Source organism: Chitinophaga sedimenti (genome assembly GCF_023156195.1).
Taxonomy (GTDB): domain Bacteria; phylum Bacteroidota; class Bacteroidia; order Chitinophagales; family Chitinophagaceae; genus Chitinophaga; species Chitinophaga sedimenti.
This window is the reverse complement of record NZ_JAKUKA010000001.1, coordinates 2837683-2859851: the sequence shown is the minus strand read 5'-3', so window position 1 is coordinate 2859851 and position 22169 is coordinate 2837683. Positions and strand designations below refer to the sequence as shown.

Genomic DNA, 22169 nt, shown 5'->3' with positions numbered 1-22169 from the left:
GGTAGTTAACATACGCCCGGCACCGGCTGCCCGTTCACCGAAATCAGCCAGTCGAGCCGGATCTCCAGCTTTTCGTCGAGGTATAAATATTCTACGCCCTGCCGCGCCTGCAGGTCGGTAATAATACCGGTAACCGTTTGCGCCTCGCTGCCGGGCTGCCGGTATTGGATTTCGGCGGGCTGGCGCAAGGTGGCCAGGTGTTCCAGAATATCATAGTAGTCGCAGTTAATGGGGATGTAGTCTGCCATAAACGAAGTTTTAAAGAAAAGGGCCGCGTACCCGCAGCCCCTGGAAATATTGCTTAGATCAGGTTCTTTTTAATGTAAGCGCAGCTCAAACGCACCGAGTCTATTGGATTCGGAATGTAATTGCTTTCATGCTCCACGAAGAAGTACTTCATGCCCGACAGCTTCGCAGCTTTAAAGATCGGTTTGAAGTCGATAGCACCCTGTCCGATAACGGCGTTTAAATCGTGATTGGCTTTGTCCATGTCTTTTACGTGCCACATGGTAAAGCGCCCGGGGTTCTCTTTGAACAGCTGCAGCGGATCGAGACCTGCGCGTACGGCCCAGTATAGGTCCAGTTCAAAATCCACCAGTTTTTTGTCGGTTTCTTTCAGCAGGATGTCGTATCCCGTTACATCGCCATGCTTTTCGAATTCGAAATCATGGTTATGATAAGCTACGCGTAAACCTGCTTTGGCCGCCAGTTCGGCAGCGATATTGATTTTCGCGGCGATCTTTTTGTAGTCGTCTGCGTTCTGGCGGATGCTGTCTACCAGGTACGGAACGGTCACATAACTGCTGCCGAGTGTTTTAGCGGCATCGATGGCGGCTTTCACTTCGTCGGTGTTGCCGTCGAACAGGAAGGATCCGAGGCCATAGTGGCCGCTGGGTGCAGTGAGACCATTGGCAGATAATACCGCCTTTAGTTCGTTCGGCGTCAGTCCCCAGAATTTATCGTTAATAGAATAGCCATAAGTTTCCACCTGCTTAAAACCTGCTTTGGCCACCTGTGCCAGGGTACCTTTCACATCTGATGGCAGGAGGTCGCGCAGCGACCAAAGTTGGATGCCTACCTTTTCAGGAGCGGCTGCAAAAGACAGAGATGGGAGTAATAATGCAGATGCGGCAAGGCCGGTAGTTGTCAAAAAGCTTCTTCTCGATATCGTCATACAAAAATTGATTTCAAATTGAAAACGGATAGGGTAAAGATATATAAATACCGGCATCCATTAATGCAAAACGCCCGGCATTACACCGGGCGTTGTTATGATTAACCTTTTTTGTGCTGTTGTTGCCTGTTGCCATGCCACTTGCGGTTGTTGCCGTTATTCTTTTTCCGCGCGGCTACCTGCTGCGAGGAAGACTGGCGCATCTGCACGGGTGCTGCGGGCCTGGGCGCCAAATCTACCGGCGACATGCTCGGCAGGAAAGGGTGTTCTTCCACGATGGGAATAGGCTGTGCAATTACTTTGATAATGTCCTTTACATATGCGCGTTCTTCTTCATCACAAAATGAAAGGGCTATGCCGCTGGCGCCTGCGCGGCCGGTACGGCCAATGCGGTGTACATATGTTTCAGGTACGTTAGGGATTTCGTAGTTGATCACGTGGGAGAGATTATCCACGTCAATACCGCGGGCTGCAATGTCAGTGGCTACCAATACGCGGATGCTGCCGGCTTTAAAGTCCGACAGGGCGCGTTGCCTGGCGTTTTGTGATTTATCGCCATGGATCGCGCTGGCGCTGATCTGCGATTTGTTCAGTTCCTTGGCTACACGGTCCGCACCATGTTTGGTACGCGTAAACACCGGGGCGCTGGCAATGGAATTATCTTTCAACACGTGCACCAGGAGGGAGCGTTTCGCTGTTTTATCAACATAATAAAGCTTCTGCGCTACCTTTTGTGCGGTGGACGAAACCGGGGTTACGGCCACGCTCACGGGTTTGGTCAGAATAGAATTGGCCAGCTGCGCGATTTCCGGCGGCATGGTAGCGGAAAAGAACAAGGTTTGTTTTACTTCCGGCAATTTCACGATGATCCTTTTTACATCATGAATAAAGCCCATATCCAGCATGCGGTCAGCTTCATCAAGTACGAACTGCTGGATGCCCAGCAAGTTGATGTGGCCCTGCTGGTAAAGGTCGAGCAGGCGGCCAGGGGTGGCGATCAGGATATCGATACCCTGCCTCAGCTGCTGTATTTGCTGGTGAGCCGATACGCCGCCGAATATCACCGCGTGTTTCAGGTCGGTGTGCGCGCTGTAGTCCCGTACGTTTTCGGCGATCTGGATGGCCAGCTCGCGGGTAGGCGTAAGGATCAGCGTACGAATGCGGCGGGGCCCCTGCGGGCGCTCGTTGTACAGCAATTGAATGATTGGCAATGAGAAGGCAGCTGTTTTGCCGGTGCCGGTCTGTGCACAGGCCAGCAAATCTTTCTTAGCCAGCACAACCGGAATGGCTTGTGCCTGTATAGGTGTAGGCGTAGCGTAACCCTGCGTTTCGAGTGCGCGTAAAATGGGCGCTATCAGCCCTAATTGTTCAAATGACAAATTGTTAAGTTTAAATGTTAAAATGATGCTAACAATCCAAAGCTTTAGAAAAGAGAAGGTTTGCTAGATTGTATATCCACACATCATTTTAAAGGACTTCCGAAGAAGGGATATAGAATAACGGTGCAAAGATAGGGGATTTTATTTTATCTGCCTATATTGCCGGCCTGTATCAAAATATATCCTTATGCAAAGCAATATTGTCACCTTCCGTTTCCTGAGCGAACCAGCCGATGTTAACTTCGGTGGTAAAGTGCACGGGGGTGCGGTAATGAAGTGGATCGACCAGGCGGGGTATACCTGCGCAGTGAACTGGAGCAGCCAGTATTGTGTAACCGTATATGTTGGCGGCATCCGGTTTATTAACCCGATCCACATCGGCGATATGGTAGAGGTGCAGGCGCGGATCATTTACACGGGCCGCAGCAGCATGCATATTGCGGTCGATATCCGTGCCATCAACCCAAAAACAAAGAAGGAAACGAAGACCACCCACTGCGTAATCGTATTTGCGGCGGTGGACGATAACGGTAAAACGGTGGAAGTACCGGCCTGGATCCCGCAAACGGAACAGGAAAAGAAACTGCAGGCTTACGCGCTGCGGCTTTCCGAACTTCGGAAAGATATTAATGAAGCTACACTCGCCCAACTCGAAAAAGGGGAGGAGTAAAACGAAAAGGGCCGCAACAACGCGGCCCTTTTCGTTTTACTCATGGTGGCTTTCGCTTGTTTCAAAACCAAACAACGCCATCCTCACCGGGTTTGCCGATACTTTGTGTTTGGTGATAAGGGCAAAGTCCGCCAGTGCTACCTGGAGTATTTCACCAGCCGCGGGCATTGCGATGTACGCGAATCTAGCCGTGGCTTCCAACACCGGTTTGTAAGTATCTGCCGATGCTACCGCTGATATTACAGCGCCTTCCTTCTTTAACGCCCCGGTGACCAGGTCGTAAATTCTCAGTTTACCATCGAGTGATAACAGCAACAGGTTTTTACCCGCGTAATCTACTTTACACTGGAACGCATCGGTACCGGTGTAGAGCGCGGTGATCTTACGACCCGCGACATCTATCACGTAAGCACCTTTAGCGGCGGAATAACCAATAAACTTCTTAGCTGCGGAAGCATAATAAATGCTGCCCAAACGCGCTGCGCCAAAGCCTTCCGGGTTATCGATAAATACCTGCTCGCCCGATTGTGAAACGGCCAGTACGCCGCCGCTGGTGGCAGTGGCATCTTTAAATGCGCCAAATACAGCCGTTTGTCCGTCCGATGCGTTACCGTGAATGTTACCGGTCAGCAGGGTAGAAGCATAGGCGGTAGTACCATCTTTTTAATCACCAGTACGCGGTTGGGCGATGCGCCGGCGGCGGGAGCGGAAGTTACCGCGTAGGTGCCGTTGTTGAATTGTGCCATAGCGCCGTGATGGGCAACCAGTCCAGCGTTGATCACGCCGAACTTGGCGCCCGCGGTGTTGAAGTTTGCTTCTTCGCCTACGCTTAGGGTACCATCGCCGTCATTAAAAATCAGGGACTCTGTGCCTTTGCTTTTGAAGTGCGTGGGTTTCAGACCTGCAGCAGTAATAGCGCTCCAACGGGCAGGATTCGCAACGTCCACATGGTCGTCGTGCAGGGTTAAACCACCGTCGAATACTTCCACGAGATTTTGTGTGCCGTACAACACTGCCGTATAACGACCGGAAGCCGTTGGGTACAGGTTGGCCAGTGGATACTTGGCTTCGAAGCTGGTGGTTTTGCCGCTGTTAGGTTCCAGCTGGGTCAGCGTATTGGTGTGCTGGTCGGCGGTGAGGATGCGCACGAACTGGTATTCTTTGCCGTCATCGTCATGATCGTGGTCGTGATCATGATCGTCTTTTTTACAGGCGAAGAGGGTTGACGCGGCTAATACAGCCACGCCGAGTTGTTTCAGGTTGTTTTTAGAAAACATGGTATGTGTAGTTTAAGTGTTAAATAATTTTTATACTGATGCCGCGGATCGTTTGCCAGCCGGCTTTATCGGTAACGCGCACTAAGAAATGGTAGTCACCCGGATCGATGTCCTGCGGCACGCTGATCTGCATCTCGGCGCGGTAGCTGGTTTGGGCCGCCGGCAGCGGGTAACTTTTGATCAGTACAAAAGGGTTTACCGGTATTTTGACCGGGTCGCTGTTGCAGGTGTTTACTTCCGTACTATGACTGTGCTGGTCAAAGTTGTGGTGGATGTCGATGCTCAGGGAGCCAAGCTCGCGGTTGTCGCGCAGCAGCATTTTTACATCGAAGTTTTCGCCACGTTTGAGCACACTGCATTGCACCGGGAACGCATCGGCCGCGCTGATGTCTATTTCCGGGTAAGTGGTGTCCGCGGCTGCATCGTCTTTCGAGCATGCGGGTAGCAGTCCCGCTAACAACAGCGGGAGAAAACGGAGTTTTTTCATATGTTGATCTTATTTTTCCCGGATGGTGAAAGGTGTTTGCATTTCCAGCAGCGATCCGTTTGCGTCACTTACACGGAGCAGGAATGCTGCAGCGCCGGCGGGAGCATCGGTGGGAATGTAAAAGTGTTTGTGTACGTTGGTGTTACGCAAACCTTTGTACTCGTTCCAGGTTTGTTTAAAAACCCAAATGCCGTCCCGCTGGCGGATCTCAATCGATACCTCATCAATCTTCGTCACCGCTTTAATGTCTGCATTCAGGTGAAAGTCCTGGCCGATGTAACCTGTCTTTTCATTCCTCAAACCAATTTCCACATTGGTTGCCACCGGCTTCACCGGCTTGTCGTCTTTTTTTACAGCCCGCCCAAAACGCAGCGAGTAGTAAAAATGTCATCAATTTTTTCATATAGATGTGTTGCATGTAAACGGAACTTTAATGGATAACACCAGGTTGCGTCCGGGTTCAGGTAAGCCGATCAACCGGTAAAAACTGGTATGGTCCAGGTAGCGGGTATTGAATACGTTTTGTACCTGTAAACTCAAACCAATGGCTTGCCTGCGGGCAAATAAGGTAGTGCCGGCCTGCAGGCGCATTACACGATACCCCGGTGTTTTTCGCTCCGGCGGTACGATCCGGTGCTGACTGCCCACAAAGTGATAGTCGGCCGAGATATAGGTTTCTTTTCCAATAACGGGATTGTAAGTAAGATTTACATACGCGGCAGGCGGCGGCGAAAACGGTAACGTATATCCCTGTTTGTCGCCCGATAATTGCCTTGCATATACGTATTCGCCCACCACCTCCGCGCTCAGTTGTTTGATGATCTGATACTTTGCCTGCAACTCAGTACCATAACGCATCACACGACTTTGCGCATACGCGAATACCTGGTTGCCTGCGCCGTAGTAATAATCGTGACCGGCAGTGGGGTTTAAGTAGATGTAATTAGGGAAGTAGTTGAAAAATGGGCTGATGCGCAGTTCCCAACGCTCATCCGCATATGCTGCTTCTACGTCAAACTGGTAAGAAGTTTCCGGGTTAAGATCCGGGTTGCCGCGTTCGTAACTGAAGTAGTGGTAATTCACCCCGTTTGCCGCCAGCTCTTTAGCGATCGGCATGCGGAAGCTCTTGCCAATATTGGTTTTAAAGGCGTAATGGCCGCTATTGTAGTTTAATCCCAGTGACCATACCAGGCTGTTAAAGTTGCGTTCCATCGCATGCGCCCGTACTAACTTTTCGGAGCCGGAGTAAAACCAATCGCTGTAGGTTAGCGTTTGAAGTTGCGCATGGTCGTACCGGATCGCGCCATGCAGCTGCCAGGCGTCGTTGATGGAATACTTATCGTATACGAACACGCCGGCGGCATGTTGCTTAAAGCCCGGCACCAGGAAGCTCCAGCCATTGATGTCGTTCTGTTGGTGCTCCAGGGTAACGCCGGCCACCAGTGCGTGTTTACCGAGTTGTATATGATCGCGCAGATTTAACGAATACACCTTTTTATCAAACTGGCGCTCCAGGTCAGAGGGGATGGGCATGTCTTTGGGGTACACCGCGGGCATGTAACCGTGGTTCACATACTGGCTGTATTCCTTACGACCATTGTACTGAAAGCCCAGTTCCATTTCGAAGCGTTGTTTCCCGGCCTGGTAAATGCTTTGATTAATTACTTTAAAATGGTGTACCTGCTGGCGCGGCAGTTGTATATCGCGCGAAGAGGCATCGTGCAGGCCCTCATCTACACGGCGTGGTTCAAGTCCGTGTGCATTGGCGAAGAAGAAGCCACTTTTATTAAAAAGATGGCTGAGGTGTACGATGTTGCGAAACTTGTTGCCTAGGTAGCCGGTTTGCAGGTGCAGCGCGGTTTCGCGGCCAGCGGTGTTGCGTAAACGGTTGCCCGGTAAGCTGGCGGCATAGTCATAAATGTATACCGTGTCGGCTGGAACCTTGTAGTCGCCATAGCTTTGGTACGTTACCCGCGCATCGGCGAACCAGTGGTCTTTTCGCCCGTACAGATTGGCCGATCCACCTAATAAATGATTGTTCGATTTGCCTGACATTGTTACCGATCCGCCAGCAGTATGCGGCGCGGGCGGCGTGGATGGTCTTACATCAATAGCACCGGCGATGGCGTCGGAGCCATATAAAAAGAAGCGGCGCCTTTTACGAGGGTTACCTCACCCACGGCAAGCTGGTCCATTTCCAGTCCGTGGTCGGCGCCCCACTGCTGGCCTTCATGTTTTACACCTTTATCTGTTACTACCACCCGGTTAAAGCCCAAACCCCTGACCAGTGGCTTGGATTGCCCCGAGCCTATACCAATCGTTTTAACACCGGGCAGCCGGTCGAGCGACTGCATTAAGCTACCGCCGAGGTGCTTCATGATAAAGGCATTGTTCACCGTTTCGACGGACAGCGCGGTGTTGCGTTTCCGTTGTTCGGCACGGTTGTCCTGCACCTTTACAGTGTTGAGCTGAATCGTGTCTTTCGTTTGTGCAATAGCGTTACCAAACGGCAACAGGCCGAGGCAAAAGATTACTTCTTTCTTCATTACAGAAATGAACGCGCAGGGGCGCATTGCAGGCTACAATGCCTGTTCGATAAATAAAAAATGGAAAAGCTTAGATGGTAGCGTAGGGGTGGGGTGGGCCTTTATTACTAAAGCCTTGTAACGTGAACTTATAAATTCTTGCGTAAGTACGGCCGTGGTGCACTACCGGCGCAGGTAGCGGTGTGTCGAACACCGGCGGGTATGCCGGCTCTATGGCTGCGTTTGCCTGGTGATAATAATGATCGCAAATAGAACAGTCGCCCGCTGCTTCTTCATCTTCCGAAATAGAAAAATCAATAGCGGCCGGGTGTGTATGCAGTGTTTGAATAACAGTAGCTGAAAACAACAATAACAGCAGCAGCAAAGCAGACACTTTGCGCACACCATTATATATGTTCAGCGTTGTTTTCATTTTGCATCAAAGTTGCATAATATATTCCAAATAAACCAGTCTTTTTTTATGTTGACCAAAAATAAGCGTTAAAAGAACGGTTAAACGTAGTTTGGGTAGCTATTGCGCAAAGCCCGTTATTTCTTCATTTCATGGAAATTACATTTGGATTTTCTATAAAGAAAGCGTAGTTTTATTTCACGCCGTTCTAAGAACGTTTATGAGAAAAAAAAGATCAAATCACGTTATGGTTTATTAAACTAAAAACAACTTACTGTCCCCCATTTGAAGATGCAAGCATTAAAACCAGAATCTGACCGTTAGGGCATTTTTACATGCGGGGTTTTCCGTTGACTACCCTTTTCAAAACAGTTAAGTCCGTTTTTCGCGCCATTCTATCTATCATCAATCCAGGCTGTTCATGCCTCCGGCACTCTATTGCCCGCCGCGGGGTTATTTTTTACCACGTATAATTCTTCTGTCTAATGAAAAAATCCAAACAAAATCGACGGCGATAAGCCTGCGCACACTGACAAAAAAGTACATGTTACATTAAGAATAACAACCAGCGGTACTCCACCTGCTAATTAAATACACGTCATGTTAAAAATGTACCATGTGCCATTCTCTTAACACTTAAACACGCAGAAACAGTAGTTGGTATGTTCCGCACATATCCGGCTACAGCATTGTTGAAAACTTAATTCTGCCAAGATGAAAAAACGAACAAAATTTGCTTTGTCCGAAGCAATACGGACTTCTCTTGTCTTTACCCTGACCTTTGCCCTACTAATGATGGCTATTCCGGCATTCAGCCAGGAGGTGGCCATTAAGGGACGCGTTACGAGCGATGCGGATAAAACACCGGTACCAGGTGTGGCCGTACAGATTAAAGGCACTACAAAAGGCGCTGTGACCGATGCCGACGGTAACTTTAAATTAAGCGCTAAACCGGGCGACGTGATCGTCCTTTCCTCCATCGGCTTTACACAAAAACATTTACCGTAGAAGCAGGTGTAACCACCTACGATCAGTCGCTGGCCTCCTCTAACAGCACCCTGAACGAAGTAGTGGTAACCGGTTATTCTTCGCAGAAAGTGAAGGACCTCACCGGTTCCGTAGCGGTGGTAAATGTAAACCAGATGAAACAACAACCCGCCGCCAGCCCGGTGGAAGCCCTCCAGGGTAAAGCTACGGGCGTGCAGGTAGTAAGCGACGGTGCTCCCGGCGCTACACCGCAGATCAGGATCAGGGGTTTCTCTACTATTAATAATAATGATCCGCTGTATGTGGTAGACGGTGTTCCGTACGAAGGTAAGTTGAGCTGGTTAAGTTCCAGCGATATCGAAAGCCTGCAGGTACTGAAGGATGCCTCGTCTGCCTCCATCTATGGCGCCCGTGCGAACAACGGTGTTGTGATCATTACTACCAAAAAGGGTATTAAAGGTCCGCCCCGCGTAACCTTCGATGCGTACTACGGTACACAGGTGCCACAGCGCAACCGCTTCCCGGAAATGATGAACCCTACACAGTATGCCGACTACCTGTTCCAGTCGTTTAAGAATGCTGGTATTACGCCCGGTACTTCTGAGACAACCGGCAGCAACTACGGTACCGGTACTACGCCAACCTTACCGGACTACCTCGTAGCAGGTTCCAAAACCGGTCAGAATATTACCGCGGCCGACATCGATCCTGCTAAATATAACTACAGCCGCGAATCCGGCACTTTCTACCAGATCACGCAGGCAAACAAAGCCGGCACCAACTGGTTCAAGGAAATCACCCAGAACGCACCGATCCAGAACTATAACCTGAGCGTAAATGGCGGTGGCGAAAACGCTACGTATGCTATTTCCGGCGGTTATATGGGGCAGCAGGGTATCGTGAAGCATACGGGTTACGAGCGTTACAATGTACGCTCCAATACTACGTTCAACTTGTTCGACGGTCACTTCCGTTTCGGTGAAAACATGCAATACAGCTACGAGCAATTCTATGGCGTAGGTGTAAACCCGAACGTATCCGGCGATTACCAGGGTGAAGGTAGTGCACTGGGCTTCTCTTACCGTATTCCAACCATCATCCCGGTATACGATATCATGGGCAACTTTGCGGGCAGCCGCGGCGACAAATTGGGTAACGCCCAAAACCCGCTTGCCATGCTGTATCGCGCAAAAGATAACGTACAGAAACGTAATTTCTTCTTCGGTAACGTGTTTGCGGAAGTAGACATCATTAAAGGACTGACTGCTAAAACCAGCTTCGGTCTGCGTTATGAAAACTACTCCGGCATGTCTATCGGTTATCCGAACCTGGAGTTCTCTGAAGGCAGCAACGCCAACAGCTTGAGTGAAAACTCCGGTTTCAATAAAGACTGGACCTGGACCAATACGTTAACGTATAAACTGAACAGGGACAAACATGCGCTTACCGTACTGTTAGGTACAGAAGCGTATGATTACCGCGGCCGTTCGCTGACGGGCGGCAGGAACGAGTTCTTCCTGCTGGGTAACCTCGACTACTACTACCTGTCACGGGGTTCCGCGAACATCAGCAATAACAGCACCGGCGGTACCAACTCATTGTATTCCTGGTTCGGTCGTGTGGATTACGCTTATGGTGATAAATACCTGTTGAGCGCAACGGTGCGCCGTGATGGTTCTTCAAACTTTGGTCCGAGCAACAAGTATGGTACCTTCCCTGCTGGTAGCGTGGCCTGGCGTTTATCTGAAGAGCCTTTCCTGGCGGATGCTACCTGGCTGGAAGACCTGAAACTCCGTGCGGGTTACGGTATTACCGGTAACCAGCGTATCCCGGGCTTCCAGTACCTGCAGCGTTTCGAAAGTGCACTCGCCTCTTCTGCTTATCCCATCCGCGGCGATGTGATTACAGGTGTATGGCAGAACGCTTATGCCAATCCCAATGTTAAATGGGAGGAGCTGAAATCACTGAACGTTGGTCTGGACTTCACGCTCGCACAGGGTATGTTTGATGGTGCTATCGACTGGTACACCCGTAAAACATCGGACATGCTGTATCCCGTTCCTTTGCCTTCACAGGCCAGCGGAGAGGGTAGTGCGCCGTTCGTAAACATCGGCGACATGCAGAACAAAGGTTTTGAAATCGGTCTGAACTACCACTATGGTACCGACAGCAAAAGCGATTTCGGCCTGGATGCAGGTGTAAACTTCTCCCGTAACGTGAACGAAGTGGTAAACCTGGCGCCTTCCGTAAAACAGCAGGTGTATGGTAACTTCAGGAGCTTGTCTACCACCATCCTGAAACCGGGACAGCCTTTCGGTTCCTTCTATGGATATAAAGTAATCGGCATCTACCAGGATGCGGCGGAAGTGGCTGCTGGTCCTTCTTATGACCGCGCCCGCGTAGGTGGCCTCAAATACCGGGATATTTCCGGTCCCGAAGGCAAACCCGATGGCAAAATTGATCCGAACGACCGTACCATTATCGGCAACCCGCACCCGGATTTCCTGTATTCCTTCAGCCTGAACCTGCGCTACCGCAACTTCGACCTGTCGGCCTTCTTTAATGGCTCACAGGGCAACGACCTGTACGAGGCTACCCGCTACTTCACGGACTTCAGCACCTTCGATGGTTCTGCGTCTACCCGTATGCTGGATGCGTGGAGCCCCACCAATAAAGGCAGCAAAACGCCTTCTCCTTACAGGGGCGCGTCTGACTTTGAGTATGCTTCTTCCAGCTACTATGTACAGGACGGCAGCTATTTCAGGATGAAAAACCTGCAGATCGGCTACAACTTCCAGATGGATAAAGTGCTGGGCGGCAGGGTGAAAAATCTGCGCGTGTATGGCAGCGCTACTAACCTGTTTACCATTACCAACTACACCGGCCTGGATCCTGAAGTGAGCCAGACTAACAGTACCTTCTCGGCACTGGGCGTAGACTTTGGTATTTATCCGGTGGGCAGACAATATCTGATTGGTATTACAGCAGGTTTCTAACTCAAAAGCTTCAAATCATGAAAACGAAACATCTTTTTTCTATACTGTTGATATCCGCACTGTCGGGTGGTTGTTCCGGTGATTTCCTGGAACGTGTACCGCAGGGCGAACTGGTAACCGACCAGCTGGCCACCCCGGAAGGTGTGGAGGGTTTGCTGGTAGGCGCATATGGATTGCTCAACGGCAACGTAAACGGTACCTGGGGTAACTACTCCTCCGGTCCCAGCCAATGGCTGTTTGGCGAAGTAGCCGCAGATAATGCCCACAAAGGCAGTAACAATGGTGACCAGCCTAACATGAACCAGATCGAGTTGTACCAGGTAACCAGTACCAACGATAACCTGGAAGTAATGTGGAACCGCCAGTTCGAAGGTATTGCCCGTTGCAATAACGTACTGCGCATGGTAGCCACCGTACAGGCAGGCAGCGGTAAAAACTCACCGATGCCCGCGCGCTGGAAATCCAGGGCGAAGCAAGAATGCTGCGCGGACACTATTACTTTTTCCTCCGCAGGATCTTTAACAAAGTGCCTTACATCGATGAAACACTGACGACCGCGCAAGCGGCCGCCGTGAAAAACGATGCGGAAATATGGCCTAAGATTGAAGCAGACTTCCAGTTTGCAATCACCAATCTGCCCACCACCAAACCGAAAGGGGAGATTGGTCGTGTAGACAGGCTGGCGGCACAGGCTTACCTGGGTAAAGTATATCTTTATCAAAAGAAGTATACGGAAGCCCCGGCGTTGTTCAATACTGTAATTGCCGCCAAAGCATCGCTGACCACCATGCCGTTCCCGGACAACTTTGACGTAACCAAAGAGAATGGCCCCGAGTCCATTTTCGCGGTACAACATGCGATTAACCCCGATGGTAGTGGAGAAAACGCAAACGTGAGCGATATGCTCGGCGGTTTTTACGGTAGCGCACCGGTAAACTGCTGTGGCTTCTATCAGCCCACCTTCGACCTGGTGAATGCATTTAAAACGACCGCGGCAGGTTTGCCTTACCTGGACAATACCTACCGCACCGCGCCGATCATTAAATCCGATTTCGGTTTAACGGCTGCGCAAAAAGCGGCGTATGTACTGGATAAGACCTTCCGTGTGGATCCGCGTATGGAATACACCGTAGGCAGAAGGGGCGTACCTTATCATGACTGGGGTATCATGGCTGGCGATGGCTGGATCCGTGACCCGGCATATGCTGGTCCGTTCGTAGGTTACAAACACATGATCGACCAGTCGGCCTTTGGCTCCAATGCCGTAAAAGGTGCGTTGCAGATCACCGGTCTGAACGTAAACATTATCCGTTTGGCCGACGTATACCTGATGGCCGCGGAGTGTAACGTAGACGGGCCTACACCGAATCTTGCAGAAGCCATGCGCCTCGTAAACCTGGTACGCCAGCGCGCAGCAGCATTGCCCGGCAAAGTAGTGGATGGTGGTCCTGCGGCGGTGTACAGCGTACAGCAATACACTTCCTTCCCGACCGTAGCTTATGCACGCAGTGCCGTACAGTTCGAGCGCAGGCTGGAGCTGGCGCTGGAAGGCCATCGCTGGTATGACCTGGTACGTTGGGGTACGGCTAAGTCCGTACTTGAATCATATTCTACCTTTGAAGGCAGCTTGCTGAGTTCTTTCGCGGGCCTCACCTTTGAGGATAAAGATGCGATCTATCCAATACCACAACAACAAATAGACCGCAGTCAGGGTGCACTGACGCAGAATTAGGCGGGCGCACTAAGAGCAGCAAAGAGCGTACTGTGGCGAAAGCCATGGTGCGCTTTTTTTTTTTAATGCGCTATTCGGACGCATCCGTGGCGTTTTGCACCCGGTGGGGTATAGAAGATAATTTACCCCTGTTGATTTTTGTTAAAATTGCTTTGGTACGCTGTTTGTAAATGTGATGGTAACCAAACAGTCTTCTATGAAAAGGATCATTATTTTATTAACAGTAGCATTGGCAGCGGGCCGCGTACAAGCCCGTGAAGCAACAGAGATCACCAAGAAAAACTCCCGGCTGAAATTTGGGGTGAGTGCAGGTGTTCCCATCGGGGAAGTAGCGTCTACCAACAGTTTTATGCTGGGTGGCGAATTAAAAGGACAACTTATGACCACGCCGCATTGGGGCATTGGTCTTACTTCCGGATATAACCACTTTTTCCCGAAAGACAACGGCGATCATTTTGGTACCGTACCGCTGGGCGCATTTGCGCGTTACTACCCTAAGAGCAGCGGTTTTTTTGTGGGAACAGATGTGGGTTACAGCTTTGTGACCGGCCCTGTAGAGAATACGGGCGGTTTTATGGTGAAGCCGCAGTTAGGTTATCACAACTATAACTGGAACTTCTTTGCCTTCTACAACGGGGTGCTGCGTTCGGCCGATAACGGCGGTAACATCCGGCGGTGGGCATTGGCACCACTTACAACATTCGTTTTAAATAACGCGTTTTTTATCAGGCAGAAGAAAAGGGCTGTGCGCTATTGCGTACGGCCCTTTTGATTAATCCACATTTTGTAAGCCCTTCGTTTCACGGAAATCACCCGTTGCATGGGTTCATTCTGATGACGATGCATATTATAAGCACGTAATACCCCCGCCGCATCCAGTATGCCTGTAGCCTGTCCGCCACGCTGCATCACCGGCAGTGCAGTAACGCCGTGTTTATCCATGAGCGCTGCTGCAAGGCTGATTTTACTATCGTCATATACAAACGCGGGCGATGTTCCCATCAACGCTGCCGCTGCCAGTCATCGGTCTGCATCACTGCGCTGGTGGGGATGTGCTGTAACACATCGGGCTCGTAAGCTTCCGGTGTACTTACGCCCCTGCGGCGAATTTTCTCCGTCATGATACTTCCTTTCATCAAAAAGAAGGAAATAAAATAAGCGGCCGTACAGGCGGCGAGTAATGGTAACAGGCCGTGAGGTTGCATGGTTGTTTCCAATGCGAATACAATAGCGGTGAGCAATGCACGCGCTGCGCCGGCGAAGGTGGCGGCCATACCTATCAATGCACAGGTAGGCAGATTGATTTCCGCTGCCGGGAAAAAGTGCTGTATAAGTAGGCCCAAACCCAATCCCGATGCGCCACCAATAGTGAGCAAAGGCGCCAGTGTACCGCCGGAAGTGCCGCTGCCCAGCGAAACCGACCAGGAGATGAATTTAAGGAAACAGAGGCCTAATACCATTTGTAACGGCAATGAGCCGGTGAGCAAGCCGCTGATATTGTCGTACCCCACCCCCAACGTGTAAGGTGCGAAGTAACCCGTTACGCCAATGGCGATGGCGCCGATGGCCGGCCACCACATCCAGTGGATGGGAAGCTTTTCGAACAGATCTTCAATAAAATAAATGCTTTTGGAGATGAGCGCGGCGATTACTCCCAGTACAATGCCCATCGCGGTGTACCACACCATGGCGCTGCCCGGGGCGGCGGGAATCTCCGGCATGGCAAACACCGCTTCGCGACCGAACAGCATCAGGTGCATGGCTGCGCCGGTAGCACAGGCCAGCGATACCGGGATCAGTGTACGGGGCGAAAACTCGAACAGCAATAATTCAATCGCCAGCAATACCGCCGCTACCGGGGTGCCGAAAATGGCGGCCATACCCGCCGTTGCGCCCGCCGTTAGCATAATTTTGCGCTCAGAGGGCGTAATACGCATGATTTGTCCCGCTACAGAACCAAATGCACCGCCGGTGGAAATAATCGGTCCTTCGGCCCCGAACGGGCCGCCGGTGCCTATAGAAATGGCGGCGGATAATGGTTTTAGCAGCGTGATGATGGGTTTAATACGGCTTTCGTTCGTTAATACCTGCTCCATCGCTTCAGGAATGCCATGCCCGCGGATGGCAGCGGATCCCAGCCGGGCCATAATGCCGATGATAATGGCGCCCACGATAGGTACTGCAATTACCCATAACCCCAATTGGTTCCCGGCCGGACCGCGCTCGTGTATAGAAAATTCCCCATAAAAAGCGAAATTGGTAATCAGGCTGATCAGCCATACCAGGCCGCGGGCAATGAATCCGATAATTATAGCATTGATCACTACCTGTATGCTCAGCCATAAAACGCGGCTCGATACAGGCCTTTCTGAAGGTATGTCCCCGGACGGTCCTGTTGTTTCCAACAGGGGTGCGACGGGTATTTTTTGTTCCATGTTGTTGAATATTTACTGCAAAAGTATTGCCTTTGCAATATTATTGGTCATTATTTTTTACTTTTGAGGTATAATAATGTTGTATAAACTATATTTATGCACTCTAATTGCTTCCTTTGCCGACATACCTTTGCTGACTGGCACACCGCTATTGAAGACAACGCGCGCCTCGTGGAATTTAACCGCGGCGACGTCATTTTCCGGGAAGGGGACGAGATAGCAGGTTTTTATTTTATTCATACCGGCAAGGTTAAAGTGCATCAGCACTGGTTGGAAGACCGCGAACTGATCATCAAGTTTGCGGCGGAAGGCGACCTGCTTGGCCACCGCGCTATCGGCAAGGAGCAGCGGTACCCGGTATCCGCCACTGCGGTGGAAAAAGTGACGGCCTGTTTTATCACGCCCGCTTTTTTCCGTACTACGCTAATGGCCAACCATGAATTTGCCTACCAGGTCATTTTGTTCTTTGCCGCCGAATTGCAGAAAGCGGAGGAGGGCATGCGCAAATTGGTGCAGCTCGATGTAAAAACCCGCATCGCGGAAAAACTATTGCGGTTGGAAGTGCTTTTCCAGGTAGATGAAGAAGGATTTGCGAAACACACGCTGACGCGGCAGGACATTGCTTCCTATGCCGGCACCACTTATGAAACACTTTTTAAAACCATGTCGGAATGGGAGCAGGATGGGGTAATTGCTACCGCCGGTAAACGCATTGCGATCAAAAAGAGAAAGGTACTTGAGAAGTTGATGCGATAAAGTGGTTGTACTGATGATATGTTATACGGAACCGATGATATTGTCATTGTGCCCACTCCGGGGACAACGTACTTTTGGCTCCGTCAGGCAGAATGAATAATCCCGGGTTACAGGGAACTATCGTAAATCAGTACAACCAAAATTGTTATGGATCGTCCCATTTCCACTTGGGCAAGGCGTCTATGCCGCCACTACGGCCATTTGCCACCAGGCCGGGTATTCTTTTTAGCTACGCTTTTGTTATTGTTGACCAGCGCCCTGCATGCCCAAACGCCTGCAAAGTTCAAAATCGCCGGTTTGGTAAAAGATACCAGCGGCACCGGCATTCCCGGTGTGAGCGTGTATTTTGCCAACAACCGTGCGGTGGGCACGGCCACCGATTCCGATGGTAAGTTCGTGATCGAAGCCGCTAACGGCGATGTGATCGTGTTATCTTCGATCGGTTTTATGGAGCAGCGTTTTACGGCCAACGCCAACGACCGGCAGGTATCTTTTCGTTTGCGTCCCTCCGAAGGTTCCATTTCCGAAGTCGTGGTTACCGCCTTTGGTAAAAGGAACGCCGGGAGGCCGTGGTAGGTTCTGTTGCCACTATCAATCCCGGGGCGTTAAAAATCCCGTCGAGTAACCTGACCAACGCCCTGGCCGGGCAAATTGCCGGCGTAGTGGCGTACCAGCGCAGCGGTCAGCCAGACTCGACAATTCCACCTTCTTCGTGCGCGGTGTGACTACTTTTGGTTACAAGCAGGACCCGCTGATTCTCGTAGATAACGTGGAACTCACTGCCAATGATCTTGCCCGTTTACAGGTTGACGACATCGCTACTTTTTCTATTCTGAAAGACGCCAGCGCCACCGCGCTCTATGGCGCGCGCGGCGCCAACGGGGTCATCCTGGTGACCACCAAGGAAGGGGCGGAAGGCAAAGCGCGCATCAACGTGCGCCTTGAAAACTCTATTTCCCAGCCAACACAAAACATTAAAATCGCGGACCCTATTTCGTACATGAAATTGTACAACGAGGCCGTGTCTACCCGCGACGTGCGCGGCGCCACACTGTTCAGCGCAAACAAGATCTACTTTACAGAGCAGACGCTGAAAAATGCACCGGGCAGTAACAAGTACATGTATCCGGCGGTAGACTGGCTGGATGTGATGTTTAAAGACCGCACCAATAACCAGCGCGCCAACGCCAGCGTAAGCGGCGGCGGCAAAGTGGCGCGGTATTACATCGGCGGTTCTTACAACGTGGATAACGGTATCCTCAAAGTAAGCCCGATGAATGATTTCAACAACAACGTAAAGCTGAAGAACTACCAGCTGCGGTCGAATATCAACATCAATATCACCCCTACCACGGAAGCGATTTTACGCCTCTCCGGTACCTTTGACGAATATAACGGCCCCATTACGGCCGATGGCTCCTTTTCATCCGATCTGTATTACTGGGCGTTGCACACCAGTCCCGTGAGGTTCCCGGCGTTTTACCCGGAAGATCCTTCGCTGGGCATCAATACGCACATCCTGTTCGGTAATGCTACCGCGGAAGGATCCAGCTCCAATACGCCGGGTTTTGTGAATCCGTATGCGGAAATGATGCGCGGGTTTAAATCGTTTTCGCGTTCCCGTATGAGCGCGCAGCTGGAGTTGAACCAACAGCTGAATTTTATTACAGAAGGGTTGAGCTTTAAAGGCATTTTTAACACGAACAGGTATTCTTATTTTGACCTGACGCGTAAGTACAATCCTTTCTATTACCAGATATCCAATTACGACCGGGTAAACAACGTCTATGATTTGACGTGGATCAACAGTTTGCCGGGACAGGCTACCGAGTACCTGAGCTACAATGCGAACGAGCAGTTTAAAGACATCAATACGTTCGTATACTTCCGGGGTATCCTGGATTACAACCGGCAGATCGGCCGTCAGCACAATGTGTCGGCGGCATTGATCGCCAACAGGCAGCAGCGTTTATATGCGAATGCCGTGGATGCGAACGGTAATGCGAGTTTACAGTTGTCGCTGCCATACCGTAACCTGGGAGTGTCCGGACGGGCATCGTATTCGTACGCCAGCCGTTACTTCGTGGAGTTTAACTTCGGTTACAATGGTTCTGAAAGATTTGCGGAGAAAAACCGTTTTGGCTTTTTCCCGACCATCGGCGGCTCCTGGATCGTATCCCGCGAGCCGTTCTGGCAGGGCGACCTGGCAAAAGTCGTGAACAAACTGAAGGTACGCGCCAGTTATGGTCTCGTGGGTAACGACGCGATTGGCGCACAGCGCTTCTTCTACTTGTCTGACGTAAACCTGGCGGGCGGTAACTCCGCTTCGTTTGGCCAGGACAACGGCATGACGCGTCCCGGTGTAAGCATCCGCAACTATCCGAATGAGGACGTGACCTGGGAAACTTCCCGCCAAACTAATATTGGCCTGGAGTTCAGCCTGTTTAACGCGGTGAACGTGATTGCAGAGGTGTATAAACAACATCGCTACAACATCCTGATGTCGCGTGCGTCCATACCGGGTACTGCAGGGCTGGAAGCATCAGTGAGCGCGAACCTGGGTACGGCAAACAGTCATGGTATTGACCTTTCGGCCGACTACCGTAAAAACTTCGCCAGCGGTTTGTGGATGAGTGGCCGCGCCAACTTTACTTTTTCGCAGAACAAGTACGGCGTGTACGAGCAGCCGGCTTACCAGGAACCCCGGCGTTTGCTGAGCGGACAAAAGATCAACGTACGCTGGGGCTATATTGCTGAGCGTTTATTCGTGGATGATAAAGAAGCGGAGGCTTCGCCCAGGCAACTGTTTGGCAGCGGCGCGAGTGCTCCGCGCGGCGGCGATATCAAGTACCGCGACATGAACGGCGACGGTGTGATTTCTGAAGCGGACCAGGTATTCCTTGGTTTGCCTACGGTGCCGGAAATCGTGTATGGCGCCGGTCTTTCCTCCGGTTACAAAGGCTTTGACCTGAGCGCTTTCTTCCAGGGGATCGGCCCGCACTTCCTTCTTTATTGATCCGGGTGCTGTGAGTCCCTTTATCAATAACCGCCAGGTGTTACAGGTATTTGCGGACAGTCACTGGTCTGAAGAAAACCAGGATTTATACGCCAAGTACCCGCGTTTGGGTACACAGGAGCGATACATCCGGAACAACCTGCAAACCAGTTCCTGGTGGATGCGCAACGGCGCGTTCCTGCGTTTGAAGTCACTGGAAATAGGCTATACGCTGCCAGACCGGTTAGCGAAAAGGGCTTACCTCAGTAACTGCCGCATTTACTTCAACGGCCTCAACCTACTTACTTTCAGCCGCTTTAAGGACTGGGATCCGGAGCTGTCGTCCAACGCGTTCAGCTATCCGCTGCAGAAAGTATTTAACGTAGGCCTCAATGTCAACCTGTAAAAAGAAGCGGAATGAAATTCAACAAACAACTCATTATATACATATGGGCGTTGCTGGCCTGCGGCGGGTGTAAAAACTACCGGATGTGACGCCGGACAACGTGGCTACCATCGACTATGCTTTCCGCAACCGCAACGAGGCGGAGAACTACCTGTTCACCTGCTACTCTACGTTGCAGAGCATGAGCAGCATGACCACCAACCCGGCTTTCACCACTTCCGGGGAAATCTTTTTCCTTCGGACCTGCAGGAGCCCACGTTGGGCAGTGAAGCGGCCGAAGCCGGTTTTCACCTCATACAGGGCCGGCAGACCGTGGATCACCCGGTAATGAACTACTGGAACGGCGAAGACCTTGGCCAGCCGTTATACCGCGCCATTCGTCGCTGCAATATCTTCCGGAGAATATTGATAAGCCCCGTGATTTAGGCATCAGTGAAAGAAAACGCTGGATTGCGGAAGTGAAATTCCTGAAAGCCTATTACCACTTTCACCTCCTGCGCATGTACGGGCCTATTCCCGTAGTGCGCGTGAACCTGCCGATTACCGCGGGTACCAGCGAAGTGAGAACGAAACGCGAAGCCACGGATTCCGTGTTTCAATATGTAAAACAGCTGCTGGATGAAGCTACGCCCGATTTGCCAATGACCATCCAGGACCCGGCCCAGAGCCTTGGTCGTATTACGCAGCTGATCGCACTGTCTGTAAAGGCGGAAGTGTTGGTAACACAAGCCAGTCCGTTCTTTAATGGCAACCCGGATTACGCCGGTTTTGGGTATAAAGGAGAAGCGCCGCTGATGCCGCAGACTTACGTGGCCGCGAAATGGGATACGGCCGTACTGGCGTGTAAAGCCGCGGTAGATGCGGCTGAAGCAGCCGGTTTAAAACTGTACAACTTTATTGCGCCGGGTAACCTGCCCGCCTTGCCTGCCGAGTTAAAAAAGATGATGGACCTCCGTCATACCATCGGTGAGAAATGGGAGCAAAACCCGGAAATCATCTGGGGACTGAACCCGGTGTTTGGGCTACAGGGAATGTGCATGCCGCGCGTGAACGATAAAATGGTGCAGAACCTTGGTGGCGCCCCCGGCAACTTTGCCGTGCCGCTGGTGATGGCGGAACTGTTTTATACAAAAAACGGCGTGCCGATGAATGAAGACCGCAGCTTTGATTACCGTGGCCGTTATGCCGTGGAAACTGTGACTGCGGCAGATAAATACTATATGCACGAAGGTTACCAGACTGCTAAGATGCACTTCGGCCGCGAGCCCCGATTTTACGCAGACCTGTCTTTTGACGGCGCCAATTACTTTGGTAACGGCATGCTGGACCAGGGCGTGGATAACCTGCCTTACGTGACTGCCCGGGGTGCTACCTCCATGGCGGGACCAAAAGATAAGATACGGGTGAATGTAACGGGCTACTGGCCGCAGAAGCTGGTAAACTACCAGAGTGTGTTTGGCGAGCAGGTAACCACCATTGGCCTCCGCATCCCGATGATCCGCCTGGCAGGTTTATACTTGTTGTATGCGGAAGCACTGAACGAAGCGGGCGGCCCGACGGCGGACGTGTATAAATACGTGGACCTGGTGCGCGAGCGCGCGGGCCTGAAAGGTGTGCTGGAATCGTGGACCACTTACTCCAGCAATCCCGGCAAGGCATCGAGCAAAGATGGCCTGCGCCAGATCATTCAAACAGAAAGAAGGATAGAACTGGCCTTTGAGGGCCGTGCAGGCTGGGACCTGCGTCGCTGGAAGGTGATGCAGCAGGTACTTGCCAGCCCTATACAAGGCTGGGATATTTACCAGGCAGACCCGCAGGCGTACTATCGCCCGCGCACCCTTACCATTCCAGTTTTTGGATTGAAGGATTACTTGTGGCCGATTAAATACGATGAACTGGTCGTGAATCCGAACCTGATCCAGAATCCTTATTGGTAAA

At 51.3% G+C, this 22169-nt stretch carries 25 protein-coding genes; 13 read left to right on the top strand and 12 right to left on the bottom strand.

Annotated elements, in window-relative coordinates; genetic code table 11:
- Nucleotides 1-5: 5 nt before the first annotated feature.
- The 3 genes from MKQ70_RS16280 to MKQ70_RS16270 all read right to left on the bottom strand — a co-directional run bounded on the left by MKQ70_RS16280 (nucleotide 6) and on the right by MKQ70_RS16270 (nucleotide 2553).
- The gene (locus MKQ70_RS16280) at nucleotides 6-248 is read right to left on the bottom strand and encodes a hypothetical protein (RefSeq protein ID WP_248072511.1); all 243 of its coding nucleotides are present in this window, start codon (nucleotides 246-248) and stop codon (nucleotides 6-8) included.
- 53 nt (nucleotides 249-301) lie between these two features.
- Nucleotides 302-1150 carry a sugar phosphate isomerase/epimerase family protein gene (locus MKQ70_RS16275; protein WP_248072509.1) on the bottom strand — a complete coding sequence of 283 codons (849 nt, stop codon included), beginning with the start codon at nucleotides 1148-1150 and terminating at the stop codon, nucleotides 302-304.
- Nucleotides 1151-1275: 125 nt separating this feature from the next.
- Nucleotides 1276-2553 (bottom strand): DEAD/DEAH box helicase, encoded by a 1278-nt coding sequence (locus MKQ70_RS16270; protein ID WP_248072507.1) that lies wholly within the window; start codon nucleotides 2551-2553, stop codon nucleotides 1276-1278.
- Nucleotides 2554-2740: 187 nt separating this feature from the next.
- Here MKQ70_RS16270 and MKQ70_RS16265 point away from each other — a divergent pair, with 187 nt between their 5' ends.
- Nucleotides 2741-3223, top strand: a complete 483-nt coding sequence (locus MKQ70_RS16265) for an acyl-CoA thioesterase (protein WP_248072506.1) — start codon at nucleotides 2741-2743, stop codon at nucleotides 3221-3223.
- A gap of 36 nt (nucleotides 3224-3259) precedes the next feature.
- Here the strand turns inward: MKQ70_RS16265 and MKQ70_RS16260 are convergent, their stop codons facing one another.
- The 7 genes from MKQ70_RS16260 to MKQ70_RS16230 form a co-directional block, all read right to left on the bottom strand.
- On the bottom strand, nucleotides 3260-3697 hold the full coding sequence (locus MKQ70_RS16260; protein ID WP_248072504.1) for a hypothetical protein: 438 nt from the start codon (nucleotides 3695-3697) through the stop codon (nucleotides 3260-3262).
- A gap of 152 nt (nucleotides 3698-3849) precedes the next feature.
- Nucleotides 3850-4500 (bottom strand): hypothetical protein, encoded by a 651-nt coding sequence (locus MKQ70_RS16255; RefSeq protein WP_248072502.1) that lies wholly within the window; start codon nucleotides 4498-4500, stop codon nucleotides 3850-3852.
- 19 nt (nucleotides 4501-4519) lie between these two features.
- Nucleotides 4520-4987, bottom strand: a complete 468-nt coding sequence (locus MKQ70_RS16250; protein WP_248072501.1) for a DUF4625 domain-containing protein — start codon at nucleotides 4985-4987, stop codon at nucleotides 4520-4522.
- Between the two features lie 9 nt (nucleotides 4988-4996).
- Complete coding sequence (locus MKQ70_RS16245) at nucleotides 4997-5359, bottom strand: DUF4625 domain-containing protein (RefSeq protein ID WP_282457374.1); 363 nt, start codon at nucleotides 5357-5359, stop codon at nucleotides 4997-4999.
- Nucleotides 5360-5386: 27 nt separating this feature from the next.
- Nucleotides 5387-7042: a TonB-dependent receptor gene (locus MKQ70_RS16240; RefSeq protein ID WP_248072499.1), complete on the bottom strand. Its 1656-nt coding sequence runs from the start codon at nucleotides 7040-7042 to the stop codon at nucleotides 5387-5389.
- A 47-nt stretch (nucleotides 7043-7089) separates the two neighbouring features.
- Nucleotides 7090-7533 (bottom strand): TonB-dependent receptor, encoded by a 444-nt coding sequence (locus MKQ70_RS16235; protein ID WP_248072498.1) that lies wholly within the window; start codon nucleotides 7531-7533, stop codon nucleotides 7090-7092.
- Nucleotides 7534-7603: 70 nt separating this feature from the next.
- Nucleotides 7604-7945 carry a hypothetical protein gene (locus MKQ70_RS16230; protein WP_248072497.1) on the bottom strand — a complete coding sequence of 114 codons (342 nt, stop codon included), beginning with the start codon at nucleotides 7943-7945 and terminating at the stop codon, nucleotides 7604-7606.
- 693 nt (nucleotides 7946-8638) lie between these two features.
- Between MKQ70_RS16230 and MKQ70_RS16225 the strand changes: the two genes are divergently transcribed.
- From MKQ70_RS16225 to MKQ70_RS16205, 5 genes are all read left to right on the top strand, one after another.
- Entirely contained in the window at nucleotides 8639-8932 is a 294-nt protein-coding gene (locus tag MKQ70_RS16225; RefSeq protein ID WP_248072495.1) for a carboxypeptidase-like regulatory domain-containing protein, read from the top strand.
- A gap of 62 nt (nucleotides 8933-8994) precedes the next feature.
- A complete protein-coding gene (locus MKQ70_RS16220; RefSeq protein ID WP_248072494.1) occupies nucleotides 8995-11907 on the top strand; it encodes a SusC/RagA family TonB-linked outer membrane protein in 2913 nt (970 codons plus the stop codon).
- Nucleotides 11908-11924: 17 nt separating this feature from the next.
- On the top strand, nucleotides 11925-12458 hold the full coding sequence (locus MKQ70_RS16215) for a RagB/SusD family nutrient uptake outer membrane protein (protein WP_248072493.1): 534 nt from the start codon (nucleotides 11925-11927) through the stop codon (nucleotides 12456-12458).
- Nucleotides 12386-13639 (top strand): RagB/SusD family nutrient uptake outer membrane protein, encoded by a 1254-nt coding sequence (locus MKQ70_RS16210; protein ID WP_248072492.1) that lies wholly within the window; start codon nucleotides 12386-12388, stop codon nucleotides 13637-13639. Before MKQ70_RS16215 ends, MKQ70_RS16210 begins: the two co-directional genes overlap by 73 nt.
- Before the next feature lie 196 nt (nucleotides 13640-13835).
- Nucleotides 13836-14411 (top strand): hypothetical protein, encoded by a 576-nt coding sequence (locus MKQ70_RS16205; protein ID WP_248072491.1) that lies wholly within the window; start codon nucleotides 13836-13838, stop codon nucleotides 14409-14411.
- Here the strand turns inward: MKQ70_RS16205 and MKQ70_RS16200 are convergent.
- Nucleotides 14390-14641 (bottom strand): CBS domain-containing protein, encoded by a 252-nt coding sequence (locus MKQ70_RS16200; protein WP_248072490.1) that lies wholly within the window; start codon nucleotides 14639-14641, stop codon nucleotides 14390-14392. The genes MKQ70_RS16205 and MKQ70_RS16200 overlap by 22 nt on opposite strands.
- The gene (locus MKQ70_RS16195; protein ID WP_248072489.1) at nucleotides 14641-16074 is read right to left on the bottom strand and encodes a chloride channel protein; all 1434 of its coding nucleotides are present in this window, start codon (nucleotides 16072-16074) and stop codon (nucleotides 14641-14643) included. Before MKQ70_RS16195 ends, MKQ70_RS16200 begins: the two co-directional genes overlap by 1 nt.
- Before the next feature lie 96 nt (nucleotides 16075-16170).
- Between MKQ70_RS16195 and MKQ70_RS16190 the strand changes: the two genes are divergently transcribed.
- From MKQ70_RS16190 to MKQ70_RS16160, 7 genes are all read left to right on the top strand, one after another.
- Nucleotides 16171-16830, top strand: coding sequence for a Crp/Fnr family transcriptional regulator (locus tag MKQ70_RS16190; RefSeq protein WP_248072488.1), 660 nt, complete (start codon nucleotides 16171-16173; stop codon nucleotides 16828-16830).
- 237 nt (nucleotides 16831-17067) lie between these two features.
- Complete coding sequence (locus tag MKQ70_RS16185) at nucleotides 17068-17406, top strand: carboxypeptidase-like regulatory domain-containing protein (RefSeq protein WP_248072487.1); 339 nt, start codon at nucleotides 17068-17070, stop codon at nucleotides 17404-17406.
- A complete protein-coding gene (locus MKQ70_RS16180) occupies nucleotides 17400-17555 on the top strand; it encodes a hypothetical protein (protein WP_248072486.1) in 156 nt (51 codons plus the stop codon). Before MKQ70_RS16185 ends, MKQ70_RS16180 begins: the two co-directional genes overlap by 7 nt.
- Complete coding sequence (locus MKQ70_RS16175; RefSeq protein WP_248072485.1) at nucleotides 17543-19846, top strand: SusC/RagA family TonB-linked outer membrane protein; 2304 nt, start codon at nucleotides 17543-17545, stop codon at nucleotides 19844-19846. The genes MKQ70_RS16180 and MKQ70_RS16175 overlap by 13 nt, the downstream gene beginning before the upstream one ends.
- 10 nt (nucleotides 19847-19856) lie before the next feature.
- Complete coding sequence (locus MKQ70_RS16170) at nucleotides 19857-20231, top strand: hypothetical protein (RefSeq protein WP_248072484.1); 375 nt, start codon at nucleotides 19857-19859, stop codon at nucleotides 20229-20231.
- Between the two features lie 85 nt (nucleotides 20232-20316).
- Complete coding sequence (locus tag MKQ70_RS16165) at nucleotides 20317-20559, top strand: hypothetical protein (RefSeq protein ID WP_248072483.1); 243 nt, start codon at nucleotides 20317-20319, stop codon at nucleotides 20557-20559.
- 130 nt (nucleotides 20560-20689) lie between these two features.
- Nucleotides 20690-22168 (top strand): RagB/SusD family nutrient uptake outer membrane protein, encoded by a 1479-nt coding sequence (locus tag MKQ70_RS16160; RefSeq protein WP_248072482.1) that lies wholly within the window; start codon nucleotides 20690-20692, stop codon nucleotides 22166-22168.
- Nucleotide 22169 lies beyond the last annotated feature (1 nt).